This window comes from Paenibacillus sp. FSL R5-0887 (assembly GCF_038002305.1).
Taxonomy (GTDB): domain Bacteria; phylum Bacillota; class Bacilli; order Paenibacillales; family Paenibacillaceae; genus Paenibacillus_AQ; species Paenibacillus_AQ odorifer.
Genome location: NZ_JBBOCE010000001.1, coordinates 1,908,120 through 1,928,103, shown reverse-complemented (window position 1 = coordinate 1,928,103; position 19,984 = coordinate 1,908,120). Strand labels below are relative to the sequence as shown.

Genomic DNA, 19,984 nt, shown 5'->3' with positions numbered 1-19,984 from the left:
CTCCTTATATGATCGATTTTGACCAAAGCTAAGCTTGATCATCCGAAATTATACGTTATCACTAAAGCGTACAGCTATAATCAATACGCCATATAACGCTGTTTATGCAGCAGGAGAGGGAGAATCTGAGTTAATGACACCCGGTTTATGCCTTTGCTTCTGCTATTTACGTGGAGTTTTCGGAGTCTGTTGCTGGTGGTTAGTACGCTGGCGTGGTGGTTACGGGTGCCGAAGTTGTCGGTAAGTATGCTCGCAATGGAAGTCCGCGATCGTTTGAGCCAAAATTACATACTCGGTTGTCGTTAGTGAACCTGAGCTGCCGATAAGTACATTCGCAGTGGAAGTCCGCGACCGTTTGAACAATAATTACATACTCGGTTGTCGTTAGTGAACCTAAGCTGCCGGTAAGAACGCTTGCAGTGGAAGTCCGCGACCGTTTGAGCAAAAATTACGCCCGCGATTGGAGTTACGGACCGTAGTGCAGCTATTTCAGCTAATTCGCTCATTTTCCCTGAGTTTCGGACTGCATAGCTCTTAATGAGCTGAAAAAGTGGAACTGAGGAGTGTTTTTGAGTAAATAGCTGCAACTGAGTCCGATAACGTGGCGAAAACGGTGAAATTCAGCAAATAAGGGCTGTACGGTCCGAACGTATGGAGTGCATTGGTGATAGTCGTAGGTATTCTGTAAAATGCGTAGATTCTGGGGAGATTAAAGCCAACATATGGGTTTGAGCTGTTGTTAAGTACTTTCCGCATGGTGGTTACGGACCGTAACGCAGCTATTTCAGCTAATTCGCTCATTTTCCCTGAGTTTCGGACTGCATAGCTCTTAATGAGCAGAAAAAGTGGATCAGAGCAGTGTTTTTGAGTAAATAGCTGCAACTGAGTCCGATAAAGTGGCGAAAACGAGGAAATTCAGCAAATAAGGGCTGTACGGTCCGAACGTATGGAGTGCATTGGTGATAGACCTAGGTATTCTATAAGATACGTAGATTCTGGGGAAATCATAGCCAATACACGGGCTTGGGCAGTCATTACTTCCGCGGTTGTCGTTACGGACCGTAACGCAGCTATTTCAGCTAATTCGCTCATTTTCCCTGAGTTTCGGACTGCATAGCTCTTAATGAGCCGAAAAAGTGGATCTGAGGAGTGTTTTTGAGTAAATAACTGCAACTGAGTCCGATAACGTGGCGAAAACGAAGATAATTGGCAAATAAGAGCTATACGGTCCGAAAGTAGGGACTTCAGCTGGCGAGAGTGCATAATGGATGGCAAACAGATTAAAACTGGCTTACAAAGTGAACCAAATCATCTAAATATGGCTCAACAACAATATGTCGTGGAAAAAAGACAGCGGTCAAATATGTTCTTAATGGTGATGAGGCATTCTTTTTTGAGAGCATAGAGTGATCAGCATCAGGAATATAGAAGACGGAGAGTAGGTTTTCAGGAATTTTTTCACGGTAAACACGTTCGGTTTCCTCAACATCTACATTTATATCTTGCCCGCCAAGAACTAAGTGGACAGGTGTAGTGAAGTTTTTTAAATCCCCGCTCGCATCTGACTGATAATTTTTAGCGAAAAAACCCCATTTTTCTTTGGAAATTAAATCGTCCGATTGTGCAATTCGCAAGTAACTTTCATACGACGCCTGTTCTTTAAGTAGCAGTAGGATTTGCGCGTTATAATCTTCTCTCTTTTTTATCTCCTGTTCTGAAAAACCTTCTAAAATCATCTCTTGTCTGGTATTGTATTGTCCTTGAGAAATCCATTGAATGGCGGGGGATACAAGAATACTGAAGGCGAGATCAGGCACTTTTTTAACAATCTTAGGAATCACCCAGCCCGCCTGACTTGCTCCCCACAAACCAATAGCTTGAGCATCAATCATAGGTAAGGCTTTAGCCCAGTTAATCGCATATATAGTTTCTTGTGCTCTATCTTCCATGCTTTGTTCTAGCCAGTTCCCTGAGGAACCCCCAATACCCGGTTTGTTAAGAGATAAGGAAGCATATCCGGCAGAGGCGAGCTTTTCCCACAAAGGTTTATATCCATCATCGTAAGTATCATTAACTGGGCCATCCCCATGAACAAAAACTACCAGTCCGACGGTTCCAGAGTAACTTTCGGGCAGAACTAAGGTTCCTGTTAGTTGACCTTGAGGTGTATCTATTTCAATTTTTTGCTCAGTCATTGAAAAAGAATGTTGCTGTAGTACGAACAGGACCGCTGCAATCAACAACGAAATGGTAATCATCCAGACAGTTAGCTTAATTTTCTTTTTCATTCATTGCTCCCCCAGATTGTAGCGATGTTTTTCTTATCATGTAATGCCAAACAGGCTCTTTAAAAAGTAAATGTCTTACCGCGCTATAGTCAGATTTATGGATCTCAAAGTTCAACTGCTGGTACATATTAATGGCTCGTTTATTATTGTTAGCAACATGTAGCGTTAATCTTTCAACCTCAGAATGACTGTTGACAAAATCCGCCGCCCAAACCAGCAACTCTTTGCCAATTCCCTTATTACGGTGACTGGACCGAACAGCCAAATGAGCCACATAACACTCTTTTGCTCTAGGTTGATAATCCAAAAAATATAACCCAAGGATTAACTTACAAACATTTAAGTATCCAAATTTCTTGAATAGCTGCAAAAAGGGAGCCCGATTCAGTGGTTTAATTGATCCTTTTTTAAGGGAGAGCGTATCCTGCCATTTTAAGTAGATAGTGCCAACCACTTCTCCGTTTTCATAAGCGATTATTTGTTTAGATGATAAGGAAGAAGAATCTTGTTCCCAAAGTCTTATAAGTAGATCAGCAATTTCATTGTCCTCGAGAGAGAGGAGAGAGTGAAATTTCCCGTGAAATGCATCTACCAAAAGCCTGCTTACAGCCTCACGATCTTGTTCCTGGTAATGGGCGATGATAACCTCGTTTGTACTCATTTAGTGGTATCATCTAAGGCATGCTCGATTTGAATTTGAAGCTCATAATGAAGCTTGTCGTTGTTAAACATGGATAGGTACGATTTCTCCAAAATGATGATTGGTCCCAATACCATGTAGTGATGCCCATTTAAAAAGTGTTCCAGCTTGGCAATCTCATGATCTACATCCTGATCGTCTGTTACAAAAAATGCTTTATAGAGATAACACCCTTTTTCTAAAACAATGTCAGGGGCGGGAGTGGTTTCAATGGTTTCAAAGCATAAGGTTACTTGTTCAGAATCGTATACATAATGCAAATCTGTTTCAAATAAATGATGGTATTGCGGTCTTTTTTCATATAAACTTCGTGCAGTTATTGTTTCGTTATCCTCTAGCACCAACCACTTTTTCAGATAACGATTATCCACATGTTTAATTTGATACTCCCCCTCCATGTTGCCATAATCTGCATGCTCTTTTAGTACCTTTTGTATAAATTGTTGCAGCATTATTAATTGGTTTATTTCTGTGTTGATTTTGTTTAACGATTTCGCTAACAGCAGTCGGTAGTCATTCGTTGCGGATTTATTCATACTTTGGTTAATGGTGCTGACAGGGATGTTTAATTTGCGGAGTAACAGGATATGTGCCAATTGATAGATTTCATCGATGCCGTACATCCGGTACTGATTATTGTCTATATAGGATGGAAACAGGATTTCTTTTTCTTCAAAATATCGAATCTGGTGGATAGATACATTCATAAGTTTTGATAGTTCGCCAATTGTAAGGTACGGATTCAAGGGCGGTGCTCCTAACTGTAAGTTATTTGATAAAATAACTATAAACCTTAGGTCAGACCTAAGGTCAAGCGTTGATTAAAATACGGACTAAGCAGAGCACTTTTTTTCTGAATAATGATTAGTAATAGTAATAGTAATAGTAATAGATGGTAATGAAAAAGACTTAGATTTTGGAAGGACAATGCGGGGGTGCAACGGATTAGATTCATGATCATTTTTTTGTATGAGCCTTGCTGGTATGACCCTAGAGTTGCCATTACGGACCGTAATGCAGCTATTTTAGCTAATTCGCTCATTTTCCGTGAGTTTCGGACTGCATAGCTCTTAATGAGCTGAAGAATTGGGTCAGAGCAGTGTTTTTGAGTAAATAGCTGCAACTGAGTCCGTTAGTGTGGCGAAAACGAGGGGAATTGGGAAATAAGAGCTATACGGTCCGAACGTAACTTTGATAATCAAACCAAACTAATCAAACCAAACTAGTCAAGTCATCACATTCTAAGCTGATAGGTTCGATTGCGTTCTTTTCCACCGACGATCTCTAGTAGCTGCTGTTCAACTAACTCATGTAAAACACGTCGGGCATGGCGATTAGTGACTCTAAGATGGTGGGTGAGCTCTACAGGTGTGAACGGACGCAGAAGACGTCTTGCGAAACGAAGTGTTTCAGCTTCTAACCAAGTTAATGAAGAGGGCGCGTCTGAAGCCATGAATTTGCCGATGAATGCGAGTACTAGTTGTTGACATAGCTGAGGCTCGTCCGTGATTGAGGGATAGGCGATGGATAGGAAGGTCCAACCGTCTAGCGATAATAAGGAATGGCGTCTACATAAATCTTTGAATCGTCGTACATCAAGATCTCTAGCATGTGGACCGTAACCTTGAATCTCAATTCCACCCTTTGCTCCACCTGGCATATAGGCCAGATCAAGATAACGATAACCATTGTTGAAATCGCGCACTTCCCATTCGGGGAACAAGTAGTTGAAGTTTCCTACAGCAGGAAACCATACCGCACGCAGAAATTCGACTGTTCCATAGCCCAACCCTTTTGCAAGAAGCTCCTGTCTGCGGGGATTGTTCTCCTTATCCAAGTTGATCTGTAACCATTCCTCTAGTTGCTGTTCGAATCTGGACATTTTGTATATCCTCCTTAAGTAATTTTTTGAAAAAAGAAAAAGCCGCTCCCATACAATTCCTCCTGAGCTTAGCCCAGGATAGAGATTGTATAAAAGCGGCGTGTTCTTCACGACCTATAGTTGCTATTATAACGAGTGCTGGGGATTTCTTCAATGAGTTACTGTGTATAAAGATGACGAATTCTAGTAGGTTTTAAAGGAAGGAAGCTAGCATGGTGAACGAGCTGAATTTGCTGAAGTTAATAGTTACTCTAAAAGCGGATTCTTCCCCCCGCGCGGCCGCATGGCTTTTCTAGGACGATCATCATGTGCTTACTGATCCGCAAAAATGGATTACGTGCTCTGCGCAATATCATTATTCATTTTCGAACGTTGCGGACCGTATTGCAGCTATTCGTACATTTTCGCTCGTATTCCAAAAGTTACGGACTGCATAGCTCTTATTAGCTGCAAATCGACTCAAAAAAGGGTGGTTATGAGCATATAGTTGCAACTGAGTCCGATAGCGTGGCAAAAACCTCGGTTTTCAACAAATAAGGTCTTTTGAGCCCGCAAACGCGCAGTGTAAGTATTCAGAGTTCCCAATGACGTCAGAATTGTCTATCTAGTCCAAGTCGTCAGATTATACATGTTGTCTATGTCACCAAAGTCATGTAACTCCGGGATGAACGGACCGTATTGCAGCTATTCGTACATTTTCGCTCGTATTCCAAAAGTTACGGACTGCATAGCTCTTATTAGCTGCATATCGACTCAAAATGGGGTAGTTATGAGCGAATAGTTGCAACTGAGTCCGATAGCGTGTCAAAACCTTCGTTTTTCAGCAAATAAGGTCTCCTGAGTCCGCAAGTGCCGGGCAGATGCGTTCGAGTCGCCAAAGTAGCACAAGTCGCCCAACTGGTCCATTCATTTCATCATTAAACTCATCATGCTCATTTCGTCATCTTACTCATCGTGCTCATACCGTCATCCTACTCATCATGGTCATATCAGACCCTCTTTTCATACAAGTCCCGCTTTTTCCGAAAAAAATCCTAATAAAGGCCTATTACTTTGTCGAATTGTGAAGGAAATTAGAAAATTTTATAGAATTATCTATGTTCATCTAAACTTTTTACTCTACATCACGTGTTGCAGGATGGCCCTGGTGATTGCTGCAGCTTTACTCTTCCATAAAAGGGGCCGATACGATGCTCAAAAGGACATTACTTATCTATCTGATTGGTTTAATTTTATTATCTGCGATTCCTCTATCCATTCTTATGGGTCACGATAAACAAGGAAGTCACCTGCAAGTGCAGCGTGGAGTCATGGATCTCGCGGCTTGGGATTACGAACAGGATAAGATTATCAAGTTAGATGGTGAATGGGAGTTTTATTGGAACCAGCTATTAACTTCTGAGCATTTTAGGGCGGGTAGCGCAGATATACCTGATTCTACAGCTTGGATGGAGGTGCCCTCCCGGTGGAACGGCAACATCGTTAATGGAAGCCCTTTACCCGCCTTCGGTTCCGCCACCTATCGGATGGTTCTAAAAAACCTGCCCGTAAGCGGGGTATTCGCCTTGAAAAAAACAAATATCCGCTTTTCAAGCAGGATTTTTGTTAATGGACAGTCAGTTATTGAGGATGGAAATCCTGCTGCTAATGAAGCTGATTATCGGTCAGGGAATATCCCGCTGATAGGGCTTTTTTCGTCTGATAAGGGAGATGTAGAAATCATAATTCAAGTCTCCAACTTCGATTATGTAAATGGGGGCATTCCGGTTTCTTTATCCTTTGGTGAGGAAGCAGCAATGATGGAGGTTCAGCAGAAGAGTACGGCCCGTGAATTTAGCACCGTTGCTATTTTAGGCACACTTGCCCTTATCTTTTTTATCTGCTTTGGGGCAGCGTCCTTATACCGTAAGCAGGATTACTCTTTACTTGTGTTTGCAACTATTTGTTTGCTGTTTGCGATATATCATGGGTTGATCGGCGAGCGTTCACTCTTACTCTTTTTCCCTAAACTTTCGTTCATAGTGCTCTACAAAGTAAAGGATATAAGCTCCATCTCCTGCTTTATTGTGCTCGCAATATTTTTTTACCAAATGCACAAAAGCATAATATCTTTAAAATTTACTCAAGCCATAACGATTGTTTTAGGCAGCTTTATAATTCTGGTCGCCATCCTGCCGATTCGTTCTTACACGGTCATTTATCCGTATGTGATTATTTTATATGAGCTGATGTTAATTTGGATGTTATGTAGAGTGGCCACCCTGTATATCAGAAGCGCAGAAGTAAATAGAATCAAATTGCTGCTGATGTTTATGGCGATTCTAGCTATTAATCTATATTCCATAGACATTATTTTGTTTGCTCTTTCTATAAAAGAGAACCTTTGGCTCGGGCAGTTTTACATTGTGGCTTTTAATATCATCATGATCGTGCTGATTGTTCTACGTTTTTTTGAAGCCTACCATACCATAGACGAGATGAAAAACCAGCTGATCGGGCTGGATAAAATTAAAGATGAATTCCTTTCCAACACCTCACATGAACTAAAAACACCTCTAAATGCCATAGTGAACATTACAGCTACGCTGCTGGATGGGGTTGAGGGTCCAGTTAATGAAAAACAAGCGCAGAATCTAGCGATCGTAATAGGGAGCGGCAGAAGATTAACACATATGGTAAATGAACTACTTGATTATTCCAAAATGAAGTATGGAGACATCACATTATACAAAAGCAACCTGGATTTGAAAGCCGTTGTTGATTCCGTCATGGGTATTCATTCTTTTTTGCTCGGAGAAAAGTCGATCCTGCTCGTTAACAGAGTCGCTTCGAATTTTCCTATGGTGAATGCAGATGGCAATCGTCTGATTCAAATTTTCCACAACTTGGTTGATAATGCGATTAAATTTACGGAACAGGGTGAAATAGAGATTAGTGCCAGAGTTATTCAGGAGTGGGTGGAAGTACGTGTGGCAGACACAGGTTTGGGTATCTCACCGGATATGCAGGAGCGTATTTTCAAAGCTTTTGAGCAGGTGGATGAGGCGGAGATTCATAGTCATGGTGGAACAGGGCTCGGATTAAGTATTACTAAGAAGCTAGTAGAACTGCATGGTGGGAACATAGCTGTGGAATCTACAGTGGAAAAAGGTTCGGTGTTTATTTTTACACTTCCACGGTGGGATAAAGCGGTTAAGCCAATCTCGAGGCCAACCCTTAAGGCGGCACATTCTTATAAAGAATTAAGTTTCTCCCATGGTAGTTATCCCCTTTATATCAAAGGCGAGATCAATGAGCCCATTTTAGTAGTGGACGATGATTTTGCCAATCTGCAATCTATGATCAATCTGTTTAAGCTAGAGAAATATTCTATTGTGGTTGTCAATCGCGGGCAGATGGCACTTGAGGAGCTAGCGAAAAACACAGACTTTTTTCTGGTGGTACTGGATATTACCATGCCGGACATTTCGGGTTACGAGGTTCTGCAAAAGATTAGAGAGAGATTTACTCCTTTTGAACTGCCTGTGTTAATGTTGACGGCCAAGAACAGGGTGAGCGATATGAAGATGTCCATGGATAACGGTGCAAATGACTATGTGGGAAAACCTTTTGAAGCTGAAGAGCTAATGGCACGTGTTAAAAGTCTGACCCGATTGAGAGCTTCCGTGAAGACTGCCAAAGACGCCGAAATTGCTTTTTTACGATCCCAGATCAAACCTCATTTCTTATACAATGCTCTGAATTCAATTGCTGAACTATGTGTGGAGGAACCTGAGAAGGCCGAAGAGTTGACACTGCAGCTGTCCCAGTATTTGCGAAGCAGCTTTGATTTCAAACAACTGGATTCACTAACGAGTCTGGAGAATGAGCTTGAGCTGGTAGAGGCTTATATCAATATTGAAAAAGCACGCTTCGGTGCCAGATTAAATGTGGAATATGATGTGAGAGTGAATACGGATTACCGAATTCCTCCGCTGATTCTACAGCCTTTGGTCGAAAATGCAATAAGGCATGGCCTAATGTCCAATTTGCGGGGTGGCACGGTAATTATATCTGTAAAAGAATTAGAGAATTCTGTGATTAGCTTTATTGTGGAGGATAATGGATCTGGAATGAGTGAGCATAAATTGAAAGAAGTAATGCAGTCAGATGTAGATAAAAGAGGGGTGGGGCTGTGGAATATCAGTCAGCGCATCAAGCTATTATATGGAAAAAATATTCATATTCAAAGTGCTGAAGGATTAGGCACAACGGTATCTTTTGAAATTCCAATACAGCAGCTTAAGCGGATGGGAGGTTGAGGCATGCTGCGAGCGATTATTGTAGATGATGAGGAGTTATCGGTAAAACGCCTGAAGCGGATCTTATCGCAGAGCGGAGAGATTGATGTCTATGAGACGTTTTTGAATCCTGCGGAAGCCTATGCTTTTGCGAAGGCCAATCCGATAGATGTAGCTTTTTTGGATATTTCTATGCCTGAGACGAATGGGATGAAGCTTTCTAGCCTTTTGCATGAATTGGATGAATCGATAGATGTGGTTTTTGTAACCGGATTTGATGAGTATGCGCTGCAGGCTTTTGACCTAAGTGCAGTGGATTATCTTTTGAAGCCTGTAACTGCGGAGCGGTTGTCTAAGACGTTAGAGAAACTCAAAAAAATAAATCGAAATACAACGGCTGAGCCTACGTTAGAAGTTTTTTTATTTAATGGTTTAAAAGTGTACCGCAGAACGCAGAACAGAGAGCTAATCAAGCTGAGAAGTCCAAAAACAGAAGAATTATTTGCTTTTCTGGTTAGTAAAGGGACGGTTAGCCGGGAGGAAATTATCGACACGTTGTGGAGCGGATTGGAGCCTGAAAAAGCATGGAAGAATCTGAACTCGACGCTGTATTATATTCGAAAAGCAATCGGCGCCAATTATATAAAAGCTAGCAGGAATGAAATTCATGTAGTAGAAAGCAGCATTTATTGTGATCTGTATGAATTTGAGCGATTGTTAAAGCAAATCAGGCAAACCTCTGAAAGACATGTTGAATGGATGATTCAAGCAGAAGTTTTATACACAGGAGCATTACTCAAAGGAAAAGCCTATGAATGGGCCAGTGGCAGGACGCGCAGACTCGAGCATGAATATATAGGATTGCTAGAGCTGGCTGCAAGATTTCATTTGGAGCAGAATCAGCAGCAGCAAGCACTGCATTATTTTGGAGAAATATTAAAATTAGATTCCTTGCGAGAGGACATCTATCATGAAATCATCAACTTATTAATTGAATTAGGGCGAATGAATGAAGCACAGCGGAAATTTGGTCAATTGGAAGAGATGCTGCAGCAAGAGCTTGGAACAACACCCGATCCTAAACTTAAAGCTTTAATGAAACAGAAGTTATTGTAATGGAAGGAACCTTCGAAAGGATGGCTATCGAGGGTTCTTTTTTTGTTTATTTTTTGTTTATCTTAATTTTGTATAATACTCACGATTATTGTCGAATTAAGGACATGATTTATGCTAGAGGGGGAAATAGAGTTTGAAGCCATCATTTATGAAAATAGGCATTAGTATTTCGTTATGTACTGGACTTGTGGTGCAGGGGGTAGGTCCTATGCAAACTCCAATCATAAGTGCAAAAGCTAGTTTCGGTTGGATCGAGAATAGCCCAGCTATAATAACGTCGATCAATGAAGATGACTATTCCAACGCAGGAGTTGAGGTAGCCAGCTTTTTGACAGGAAAAGTATCGGATCCAGCGTCAACAGGGATTGCTGTAGTAGCTTTAGATAATACCAAAGGGGCCTGGCAGTATTACAACACGGTGGGACGAATTTGGTATAATATCGAGCCGGTGTCGAACAGTAATGCTTTTCTGCTGCTGAAATCGGAGAAAATCCGTTTTGTCCCGGCGAAAGACTGGAACGGAACGGCATCCATTAGCTTTAAGCTATGGGATACAACAGCATCCGGTTATCAAAATTATCAAAAAAATGCGAATACCACAGTATCTGCCGCGTTCAGCTCAGATCCGGGTATAGCCGTAATTACTGTAAATCCAGTGAACGATGCACCTTATCTGACAGAACTAAATGGTGGGGACTATCTTAGTTTTGACGGTAACGGGGATTATGTGACGTTCCCGGATCAACGGATTTATGGGAATTCTTTTACAGTTGAAGGATTTTTGAAGGTAGATGCTTTTCAGACATGGATGAGATTTTTTGAATCATCGATCGCAGAGCAGAACCACAATATTTTTGTAGGTTTTAACGGTAAACGGATGAATTTCACTGCCTACACTAATAAGGGAGATATTAATGTCACTGAGGATTTCCCGATTTCTAAATGGGTTCATGTCGCAATTGTTTATGATCACAGTCAGAAAAAGGGACGGATTTATTGGGATGGTGTACTTAAGGCAGAAGGGGCCATGGATTTAAGTACAGTAGGAAACGTTGCACGTCCGAATAACTGGCTTGGAAAAAGCACGTGGAGACAGGACGGAGATTATAACGGCGGAATGAGAGACGTTAGGTTCTGGAGTAAAGCCAAGACCCAAAGTGATATTGTTCGAGAAATGAATGTCGACTTGACAGGCTCGGAGCCTAATCTGGCTTTAAACTATAAATTAGCGAATAGCAATGATGGGAATGTCGCTATTAATACCTCTGGTCTTCCCCTTAAGAACGGTACAATTACTGGGGCAACCTGGAAGCAGGACACAGGTTTTATGGGGAATACTACAACCGATAAAAACAAGTCGGTCTCACGATCCTTTAAGGTCCTCGATGTGGATGGAGATGACCTACAAGTATCAGCTACTTCCTCGAATACGCTCTTAATTCCGAATAATGGACTGAAAATAAGTGGAAGTGGTGAGCAACGAACTTTAGAAATAACACCCGCAGCGAATGCTTTTGGCACCAGTGTGATTTCTGTTAAGGTAAGTGATGGAGCATTAAGCAACACCTACACTTTTAATGTGACCGTGAACAATACGGGGGATGTAATCGTAACCGGAGTGACCCTGGATAAACCAACACTCAGTTTAACGGAAGGAGAAGCAGGAGACACGCTTAGTGCCGTAATAGCACCTATTAATGCCACGAACAAAACAGTAAATTGGAGCTCAAGTGATGAGACTGTTGCAACCGTTGTAAACGGGGTGGTAACTCCAGTTGGCGTTGGAACAGCGATCATCACGGTAACGACTACTGATGGAAGTTTTACAGCTTCGTCTGTAGTAAATGTGAGTGCTCCAATCCCGCCGGTTGTGGATGTAACTGGAGTGAAGCTAGATCAGGAGACACTGAATTTAACAGCTGGTGAAGCTGATGGACTCCTCAAAGCAACAATAGAGCCTGCCAATGCAACGGATAAAGACGTGATCTGGAGCTCGAGCGATGAAACAGTCGCGACCGTTGTGAACGGAATAGTAACTCCGGTTGGAGAGGGGACAGCAGTTATTACGGTAACGACCAAAGATGGAAGTTTTACAGCTTCGTCTGTAGTAAATGTGAGTGCCCCAATCCCGCCCGTTGTGGACGTAACTGGAGTGAAGCTAGATCAGGAGACACTGAATTTAACAGCTGGTGAAGCTGATGGACTCCTAAAAGCAACAATAGAGCCTGCCAATGCAACGGATAAAGACGTGATCTGGAGCTCGAGCGATGAAACAGTCGCGACCGTTGTGAACGGAGTAGTAACTCCGGTTGGAGAGGGGACAGCAGTTATTACGGTAACGACGAAAGATGGAAGTTTTACAGCTTCGTCTGTAGTAAATGTGAGTGCTCCAATCCCGCCGGTTGTGGATGTAACTGGAGTGAAGCTAGATCAGGAGACACTAGATTTAACAGCTGGTGAAGCTGATGGACTCCTAAAAGCAACAATAGAGCCTGCCAATGCAACGGATAAAGACGTGATCTGGAGCTCGAGCGATGAGACAGTTGCGACCGTTGTGAACGGTGTGGTAACTCCGGTTGGAGAGGGGACAGCAGTTATTACGGTAACGACCAAAGATGGAAGTTTTATAGCTACAACCACAGTTAATGTAGCCGCTCCTAAGCCACCTGACGTTATCGTAACTGGGGTGACTTTAGACCAGACAGAACTTAACTTAACGGTGGGTGAAGGCGAGGGAACTCTACAAGCGACAGTAGCACCTGCTAATGCAACAAATAAAGGTATGATCTGGAGCTCGAGCGATGAGACAGTAGCTAAGGTTGTTTATGGAGTAGTAACGCCGATTGGTGAAGGAACAGCCATCATAACGGTAACGACGAAAGATGGTAGTTATACGGCTTCTACAACCGTTACTGTGAAGGCACCTGTTAAACCAGTTACAGCACCTGGAATTCCAACATCCGTAACTGCAACTGCAGAGAATGCTCAAGCAATCATCACCTTTATCCCGCCGGTGAACGATGGAGGCAGCGAAATCACAGGATATATTGTAACTGCTAATCCGGGAGGTTTGACGGTTACAGGAACTGGAAGTCCTCTGACAATCAGTGGTTTGACGAATGGAACAAGCTATACCTTCACGGTACAGGCAATCAATAAAGCTGGCATCAGCGAATTCTCTGCTGAGTCCAATGCAGTTGTTCCTAGCACTCCATCTGGTGGTGATGTTGTTGTTCCGTCGCAACCAACCCCATCACCAACTCCGGCACCTGTGGTAAATGCTGCTTCCATTCTAATCAATGGTAAAGCTGAAACAGTGGGAACCGCAACGAATGGTAAACGGAATGAGCAAACGTTAACCACTATTGTGTTAGATCAGAAGAAGCTAGAGGACAAGCTCGCCACTGAAGGTAAAGGTACAGTAGTTTCTATCGGTGCAAATAGTAAATCTGATGTTATAGTTAGCGAATTAAATGGACAAATGGTTAAAAATATGCAGGGTAATCAAGCGATTCTTGAGATTAAAGCGGGAAATGCGACATTTACACTGCCTGCTCAACAAATTAATATTGACGCTTTGAACGAGCAAATCGGCAAGTCGGTAGCTTTGCAAGATATTAAGATACAGATTGAAATTAGTGCTCCTACAGCCGATAAAGTTAAAGCTTTAGAAGCAGCTGCGCAAAAAGGAGCCTTCTCATTAGTTTCCGCGCCAGTTAATTTTACGGCTAGAGGTATCTACGGAGATAAGAGTATTGAACTTTCCCAATTCAATACGTATGTTAAACGTACCATAGCCATTCCTGAAGGGATGGACCCGAACAAGATTACAACGGGAGTGTACGTTGATTCCGAAGGTTCGGTACACCATGTTCCTACTAAAGTGGTTGTAATTGATGGCAAATATTTTGCTACTATCAACAGCTTAAGCGGAGGTACTTACTCCGTAATCTGGCATCCGCTTGAATTTAGTGATGTAGCTAATCACTGGGCAAAAGAGGCAGTGAACGATATGGGCTCCCGATTAGTCATTGAGGGAACAGGTAGTGGTCAATTTACTCCGGATCAAGCCATTACCCGTGCTGAGTTTGCGGCGATTGTTGTGCGCGGTCTGGGACTTGAGATGGAACAAGCTGCAACACCATTCTCAGATGTAAAGACCACGGATTGGTATAACAGTGCGATCAACACGGCATTTACTTATCAATTAATCAATGGTTTTGAAGATGGCATGTTCCGCCCTGATGAACATATTACCCGTGAACAAGCGATGTTAATTATTGCTAAAGCGATGAAAATTACAGCGCTACAGACTAAGCTTTCTGTTCAATCGGCTGACGTTTTGTTAGCTCCATTTACAGATAGTAGTGAGGTTTCTAACTGGGCAATCAGTGGAGTTACTGACACTTTGCAGGCAGGCATTATCATGGGAAGAAGCAGTAAAGGGCTTGCTCCGAAAGATGATATGACCAGAGCTGAGGTTGCAGAGATCGTGAAGCGGCTACTTGAAAAGTCGGATTTAATCTAATCTACTGAGCTCCAGAATTGTGATCATTAGAGGATTCGTTCAAAGAACATTGAACGAATCCTCTTTTTTTTTTATGGCTTAGCTCGTTTATACGATAATTAATCATTAATGATGTATTTCAGACAGCACAATCAGGCCATGCAGAACGGCTGAAAGAAATCCTGAAAGTTCATCCGCACCTTGCGAATATGGAGAATAATATATTCGATAGTGATGGTTATACTTCCTTACATTCTGCTGCTTTTCATACGGATAATGTAGAACTAATAGAGTTGTAAATCGAACATGGCGCCGACATTTCTGCTAAAATAAAAAGTGGTGAATCTGCATGGTCGGTTGCGATTAAGCAGAGTAATCATAATGTTGCAGAAATTCTTCGCGGAAAAGGAGTAGTCTTGAATGAAAATCACAGTGGATGATAAGAATGATTCAACGGTAGCTATAATTTCTGGTGAGGAGATCATAATCAATAATGTAAGGGATGCCTTAGACTTAATGATGAATGTGAAATACCAAGGATGCGATAAAATGCTTCTGAGGAAGGAACAGATTACGGATGATTTTTTCGAGCTAAAGTCTGGAGTTGCTGGTGAGATTGCACAAAAATATACAAACTATCAGATGAGAGTTGCTATCGTAGGAGAATTTACAAGCTATAACAGCAAAAGTCTGAATGATTTTATTTACGAATGCAATCAAGGCGATAAAATGTTGTTCAAAAGTACTGAAGCTGAGGCTTTAGCGGCCCTACATTTATGCAAATCGTGGAGATGATCCAGAGAGGAGTTATATCATGGATGAAAGTAAAATCACATATGAATCGATCGATGCCTATATTTCCGGGTTTTCGCTTGAGGTTCAGGAAATCCTTAATACGTTAAGAAAGGTGATAAAAGAGGCGGCACCGGAAGCAGAGGAAAAAATAAGCTATCAGATGCCTACTTTTGCATTACACGGAAATTTGGTGCATTTCGCTGCTTATCCCAAGCATATTGGATTCTATCCAACTCCAAGTGGAATTAATGCTTTTAAAGATGAATTATCAGGCTATAAAGGTGCTAAAGGTTCCGTTCAATTCCCTATTGATAAGCCTATGCCTTATGAATTAATTAGCAAGATTGTAACCTTCAGAGTCGCTGAGAATCTAAAAAAAGTTGAAGCAAAATAAGGTCTCTACTGGTATGAAATAGAGAGGTCCATCTGGTCAGGGCTGGAAGTGTGCATCCATTGTTGATGTTCTTCTTGATGCTGGTGAACATTGGATCCACTTCCGAGGCACTCCTGCCTCTTTTTCCTCATTTCGGACGTCGTACAAACGCCAGTATGATATCCTGGGCATAGTCCCCGAACCCACTTCCGAACAGATTTAGTCCTCGTTTATTGAGTGCATCCTCCCGAATTTCAAAACGTACACGAATAGGTTCATTAAACGCCAGCTTTAAAGAGCTGATTGTAGTGGAAGATGAGAGAGAACCATTACAGCTGCTGCCCGATTCCGAGACACTCCATGTAGTAAGAGCTCCATATTCAGTTCCACTTCTCCAACGTTCAGGGGTCAGTTTCCCTTTGCGGTTCCCGAAATCGGAGGGACAGGTCCAAGTCCCGACTAACTGGTCATTGATGGATAAGCTGATATCACTGGCCCAATCCTCTCGAAATGAAGGGGCTTCTGAGCATACTTCTGCCGAAATGCGGATTTCGTCCAACTCGACGCCTGGAGGCAGGGGGTTGGCAAAATAGTATTCGACATAACCGGCTTCTGCGAACCATAAGAGAGAGGCATCGACTCGTTCAGGCATGTAGAATGCTCTTGGATCATCTTGGGAGCCAATGACACCACCATCTTTTCCGGCCATCCCGCAGGACGGTTGTATGGAGCAGTGGGAGAACATTCCGATGGGCATATGTATTTCCTCAGTTTGATGCAGCCCATCCCCTAGCTTTGAAGGGAGATCGAGTTGAATAGAGCGACAGGTGACCGCACAGATTTTTTCGCGATTTGCTCCTTGTGTAGATGAGATAAGATTAACCTGTTCTAACGTCTGCACATTGATAGATATCGTTGGCTGAGCTACACCTAACGTCTCAGCTAATTGACTGACACTCATAGGCTTCTCTCCAAGGGCTTCAAGAATGCGGACGCGGACGTCACCAGACAGTGCTTTAGCTACATCTAAAATGCGTGACGCGGGATAACGTATCGTTTCTTGTGAAATATCATTCATCATATTTGTTCCTTTTCGTATAGGATGGGTTGAGGTTATTGTACAATGAAGAACGAGTATTGTAAAATCATAATAAACATTGCGAAAAACATATACTGGTGCTAAAATGGGCTCAACTTCTTATTTTGAAAGGCTGTGCTCGCCATATGACAACTTCTATATTAGCTTCTGAGACACTTGCGATTCCTCGTTCTGAACACCCTCATCCACATTGGCAACGTCATGAATGGATGAATTTGAATGGGCAATGGTCATTTAAGTTTGATCCGAACAATGAAGGTATGAAGGCGTTATGGTACTCCAATCCTGAAATCGCTTACGACTCAATGATCACTGTACCTTTTTCTTGGGTAAGTCCCTTATCCGGAATTGGCTGCGATCAACAAGGAATAGGCTGGTATCGCCGCACCGTGAATGGGCAGGCTGTTGACCAACAAACACGATTGTTTTTACGTTTTGGGGCAGTAGATTATTCATGTGATGTGTGGATAAATGGAGAACATGTAGGTTCACATCAAGGTGGATATGGTTCATTTGAATTTGATATTACACCTTACTGGGCAGCTAATTGTGAGAATAATATTGTCGTAAGAGCTGAGGATTTCGATCATGCTTATCAAGCGCGGGGCAAACAAGGATATGGAGAAATCCGTGGAATTTGGCAGCCTGTATGGCTTGAAGCACGTCCCGAAACTTATATGAAAGATGCAAAGTTTGTGACCCGTATAGATGGACAGGTGAAGGTAACTACAAGAATAATTGCGCATGAAACGGGTTCGGCAGAGTTTACGCTGCAATTCGCTGATCATTCTGTTGTTCATACAGAGAAGCTGCAGCTTATAGCAGGGGTGAACGAATGTAAGCTGTCTATCGATGTTCCCAATCCGCATTTGTGGAGTCCAGAAAATCCTTATTTATATGAAGGTGAATTGCAGCTCAGTGGATCGTTTGGTACAGATACAGTCAGCACTTATTTCGGAATTCGCGAAATTCAGACTGCCCGCTTTGAAGATCGTGATTATCGGTGGATCACCTTAAATGGTAAGCCGATATATTTGAACGGTACTCTTGATCAGTCCTATCACAAGACAGGGTTTTTCACCTATCCAACGGATGAAGACATGCGGGATGAAATTTATCTAATGAAACGTTTAGGGCTAAACATGGTGCGAATTCATATTAAGCCCGAAGAACCCCGAAAGCTGTATTGGGCGGATAAGCTTGGCATTCTTGTTATGGAAGATATGCCTTGTTTCTGGGGTAATCCGGATGACAAGGCCAGAGCCTCCTATGAGAGAGAAGCCCTTGAGGTGATTGAACGAGATTATAATCATCCATCTATTTTTTCGTGGGTTATGTTCAACGAGACCTGGGGTTTGAAGACAGATGCTCAGGAGGCTAGCCTCACAAGTGATGTACAGCAGCAGAGTAGTTATCTTAAAGAGACACAGGAATGGGTGCGGGAGAAATATCGCTGGGCGAAGCAGCTTGATCCGACTAGAATTGTTGAGGATAACTCGCCGTGTAATTATGATCATGTGGAATCGGATATTAATACATGGCACTTTTACATTAATGGTTACGAGCAGCTGCAAGCCCACTTAAATGAGGTTGTAGATAAAACATTCCCGGGATCGGAGTTTAACTGTATTGGCGGCAACGTACAGTCTGATGCCCCTCTAATGAATAGCGAATGCGGTAATGTGTGGGGGATAGAAGGTGGTGCAGGGGACAGTGATTTGGCATGGCATTACCGCTATATGATGAATGAATTCCGGCGGCATGATAAGCTATGTGGATTCGTATTTACTGAATTCCGTGATGTTACGAATGAGTTCAATGGTTATTACCGGCTAGACGGGAGCGATAAGGATTTTGGATATGGGGATTTTGTTCCCGGGATGACGATTGCGGATCTGCATTCCCCAGATTTTATCGTGTTAGATGCTCCTCCATGCCAGACAGTAGAAGCAGGGCAGAGTGTTAAAGTACCTTTGCTAGGTTCCAGCTTCGCGGACAGCTATCACGGTCATAATTTGAAGCTGAGATGGGAACTGTGGTACGACAATTTGGGGACTCGGGTCACTGCGCAAAGTGGACATATGTCTGTGAAATGGGATAACTTTGGAAACACTATACTTCCTTCTTTGAACATTACAATGCCTGGTCAGGAGGCGGCTGCAATACTTGCTGTTTCTCTGATTAATGAGAAGGGTGAAGCGATCACGCGGAATTTCATTACTTTTGATGTAAGAGGCGGTAATAACACTGTATTGTTTAAAGGTGAAGGAGAATTTATTCAAATTCCAGTGGGAGCTTATACCGATCATAACTTTAAGCATCAATGGGATGCTATCCAAGGATCTAAGATCAATGGTGCTGGGCAAGGTCAGTATGTATACGAGGTTACACTGCCAGATGCAGCAGATAAATCAATGATTGGTGAGATCGAAATCATCTTCGAAGCAAGTGCTAAACGATTGCTGGCGCGGCATGTTGAAGGTACGAAGCTTAATGATATGGGCCTTGATCTTATGCATGGGGCAGATGCGAGGGTGGAATATAATCCGAATACGTATTATATGACGGATGAAGAGCGTCATCCTTCCCGAGTGAACGTTCTGGTGGATGGGCAGCGGATTGGTTCTTTCTATTTACCGGATGATCCGGCTGATAGCAGAGGGATTTTGTCTTGGCATTATCAGCCAATAGCGAATAAGCTGGATGAGGCTGGATCTTATGGCTACCTATGCAAGGCAAGTGTACCGGGGCAGTTAGCAGCGAAGCTGGATCGCAATCGTGTTTTCCGTTTGGAGCTGCAAGCAGAGGACGGCGGGCTAGCTTTGTATGGCCGTAATGCAGGTCGTTATCCACTGGACTTGTTGATTCGTTATCGCTAAATAACCTTAATATGAAAATAAAGCAATCCCAGCTAAGAAGCAGGGATTGCTTTTTTATCGGTATT

General features: G+C 42.6%; 11 protein-coding genes. 6 read left to right on the top strand and 5 right to left on the bottom strand.

All coding sequences use genetic code 11. The features are described from left to right. Window positions 1-1,280: 1,280 nt before the first annotated feature. From MKY14_RS08670 to MKY14_RS08655, 4 genes are all read right to left on the bottom strand, one after another. Window positions 1,281-2,288: an alpha/beta hydrolase family protein gene (locus MKY14_RS08670; RefSeq protein ID WP_340976300.1), complete on the bottom strand. Its 1,008-nt coding sequence runs from the start codon at window positions 2,286-2,288 to the stop codon at window positions 1,281-1,283. Continuing rightward, complete coding sequence (locus MKY14_RS08665; protein WP_076309318.1) at window positions 2,272-2,949, bottom strand: GNAT family N-acetyltransferase; 678 nt, start codon at window positions 2,947-2,949, stop codon at window positions 2,272-2,274. The genes MKY14_RS08670 and MKY14_RS08665 overlap by 17 nt, the downstream gene beginning before the upstream one ends. Then, a complete protein-coding gene (locus tag MKY14_RS08660; RefSeq protein ID WP_076129711.1) occupies window positions 2,946-3,734 on the bottom strand; it encodes a MerR family transcriptional regulator in 789 nt (262 codons plus the stop codon). The genes MKY14_RS08665 and MKY14_RS08660 overlap by 4 nt, the downstream gene beginning before the upstream one ends. Window positions 3,735-4,222: 488 nt before the next feature. Further along, the gene (locus tag MKY14_RS08655) at window positions 4,223-4,870 is read right to left on the bottom strand and encodes a transcriptional regulator (protein WP_076219940.1); all 648 of its coding nucleotides are present in this window, start codon (window positions 4,868-4,870) and stop codon (window positions 4,223-4,225) included. Window positions 4,871-6,060: 1,190 nt separating this feature from the next. Here MKY14_RS08655 and MKY14_RS08650 point away from each other — a divergent pair. The 5 genes from MKY14_RS08650 to MKY14_RS08630 all read left to right on the top strand — a co-directional run bounded on the left by MKY14_RS08650 (window position 6,061) and on the right by MKY14_RS08630 (window position 15,962). Then, window positions 6,061-9,171 carry an ATP-binding protein gene (locus MKY14_RS08650; protein ID WP_340976297.1) on the top strand — a complete coding sequence of 1,037 codons (3,111 nt, stop codon included), beginning with the start codon at window positions 6,061-6,063 and terminating at the stop codon, window positions 9,169-9,171. Window positions 9,172-9,174: 3 nt separating this feature from the next. Then, complete coding sequence (locus MKY14_RS08645) at window positions 9,175-10,266, top strand: response regulator (protein ID WP_076129707.1); 1,092 nt, start codon at window positions 9,175-9,177, stop codon at window positions 10,264-10,266. A gap of 133 nt (window positions 10,267-10,399) precedes the next feature. After that, on the top strand, window positions 10,400-14,794 hold the full coding sequence (locus MKY14_RS08640; protein WP_340976294.1) for an Ig-like domain-containing protein: 4,395 nt from the start codon (window positions 10,400-10,402) through the stop codon (window positions 14,792-14,794). Window positions 14,795-15,193: 399 nt separating this feature from the next. After that, entirely contained in the window at window positions 15,194-15,568 is a 375-nt protein-coding gene (locus MKY14_RS08635) for a DUF4180 domain-containing protein (RefSeq protein ID WP_076128242.1), read from the top strand. Between the two features lie 19 nt (window positions 15,569-15,587). Then, window positions 15,588-15,962 carry an iron chaperone gene (locus MKY14_RS08630; protein ID WP_076304056.1) on the top strand — a complete coding sequence of 125 codons (375 nt, stop codon included), beginning with the start codon at window positions 15,588-15,590 and terminating at the stop codon, window positions 15,960-15,962. 127 nt (window positions 15,963-16,089) lie between these two features. On the opposite strand, the gene MKY14_RS08625 is transcribed toward MKY14_RS08630, so the two are convergent. Beyond that, on the bottom strand, window positions 16,090-17,022 hold the full coding sequence (locus MKY14_RS08625; RefSeq protein WP_254848923.1) for an ArsR/SmtB family transcription factor: 933 nt from the start codon (window positions 17,020-17,022) through the stop codon (window positions 16,090-16,092). Between the two features lie 143 nt (window positions 17,023-17,165). Here MKY14_RS08625 and MKY14_RS08620 point away from each other — a divergent pair, with 143 nt between their 5' ends. Then, window positions 17,166-19,919 carry a glycoside hydrolase family 2 protein gene (locus MKY14_RS08620; RefSeq protein ID WP_340976291.1) on the top strand — a complete coding sequence of 918 codons (2,754 nt, stop codon included), beginning with the start codon at window positions 17,166-17,168 and terminating at the stop codon, window positions 19,917-19,919. Window positions 19,920-19,984 lie beyond the last annotated feature (65 nt).

Coding starts and splice junctions, on each gene's coding strand:
- MKY14_RS08670 (WP_340976300.1), bottom strand. CDS start 2,288: ATGAAAAAGAAAATTAAGCTAACTGTCTGGATGATTACCATTTCGTTG.
- MKY14_RS08665 (WP_076309318.1), bottom strand. CDS start 2,949: ATGAGTACAAACGAGGTTATCATCGCCCATTACCAGGAACAAGATCGT.
- MKY14_RS08655 (WP_076219940.1), bottom strand. CDS start 4,870: ATGTCCAGATTCGAACAGCAACTAGAGGAATGGTTACAGATCAACTTG.
- MKY14_RS08650 (WP_340976297.1), top strand. CDS start 6,061: ATGCTCAAAAGGACATTACTTATCTATCTGATTGGTTTAATTTTATTA.
- MKY14_RS08645 (WP_076129707.1), top strand. CDS start 9,175: ATGCTGCGAGCGATTATTGTAGATGATGAGGAGTTATCGGTAAAACGC.
- MKY14_RS08635 (WP_076128242.1), top strand. CDS start 15,194: ATGAAAATCACAGTGGATGATAAGAATGATTCAACGGTAGCTATAATT.
- MKY14_RS08630 (WP_076304056.1), top strand. CDS start 15,588: ATGGATGAAAGTAAAATCACATATGAATCGATCGATGCCTATATTTCC.
- MKY14_RS08625 (WP_254848923.1), bottom strand. CDS start 17,022: ATGATGAATGATATTTCACAAGAAACGATACGTTATCCCGCGTCACGC.
- MKY14_RS08620 (WP_340976291.1), top strand. CDS start 17,166: ATGACAACTTCTATATTAGCTTCTGAGACACTTGCGATTCCTCGTTCT.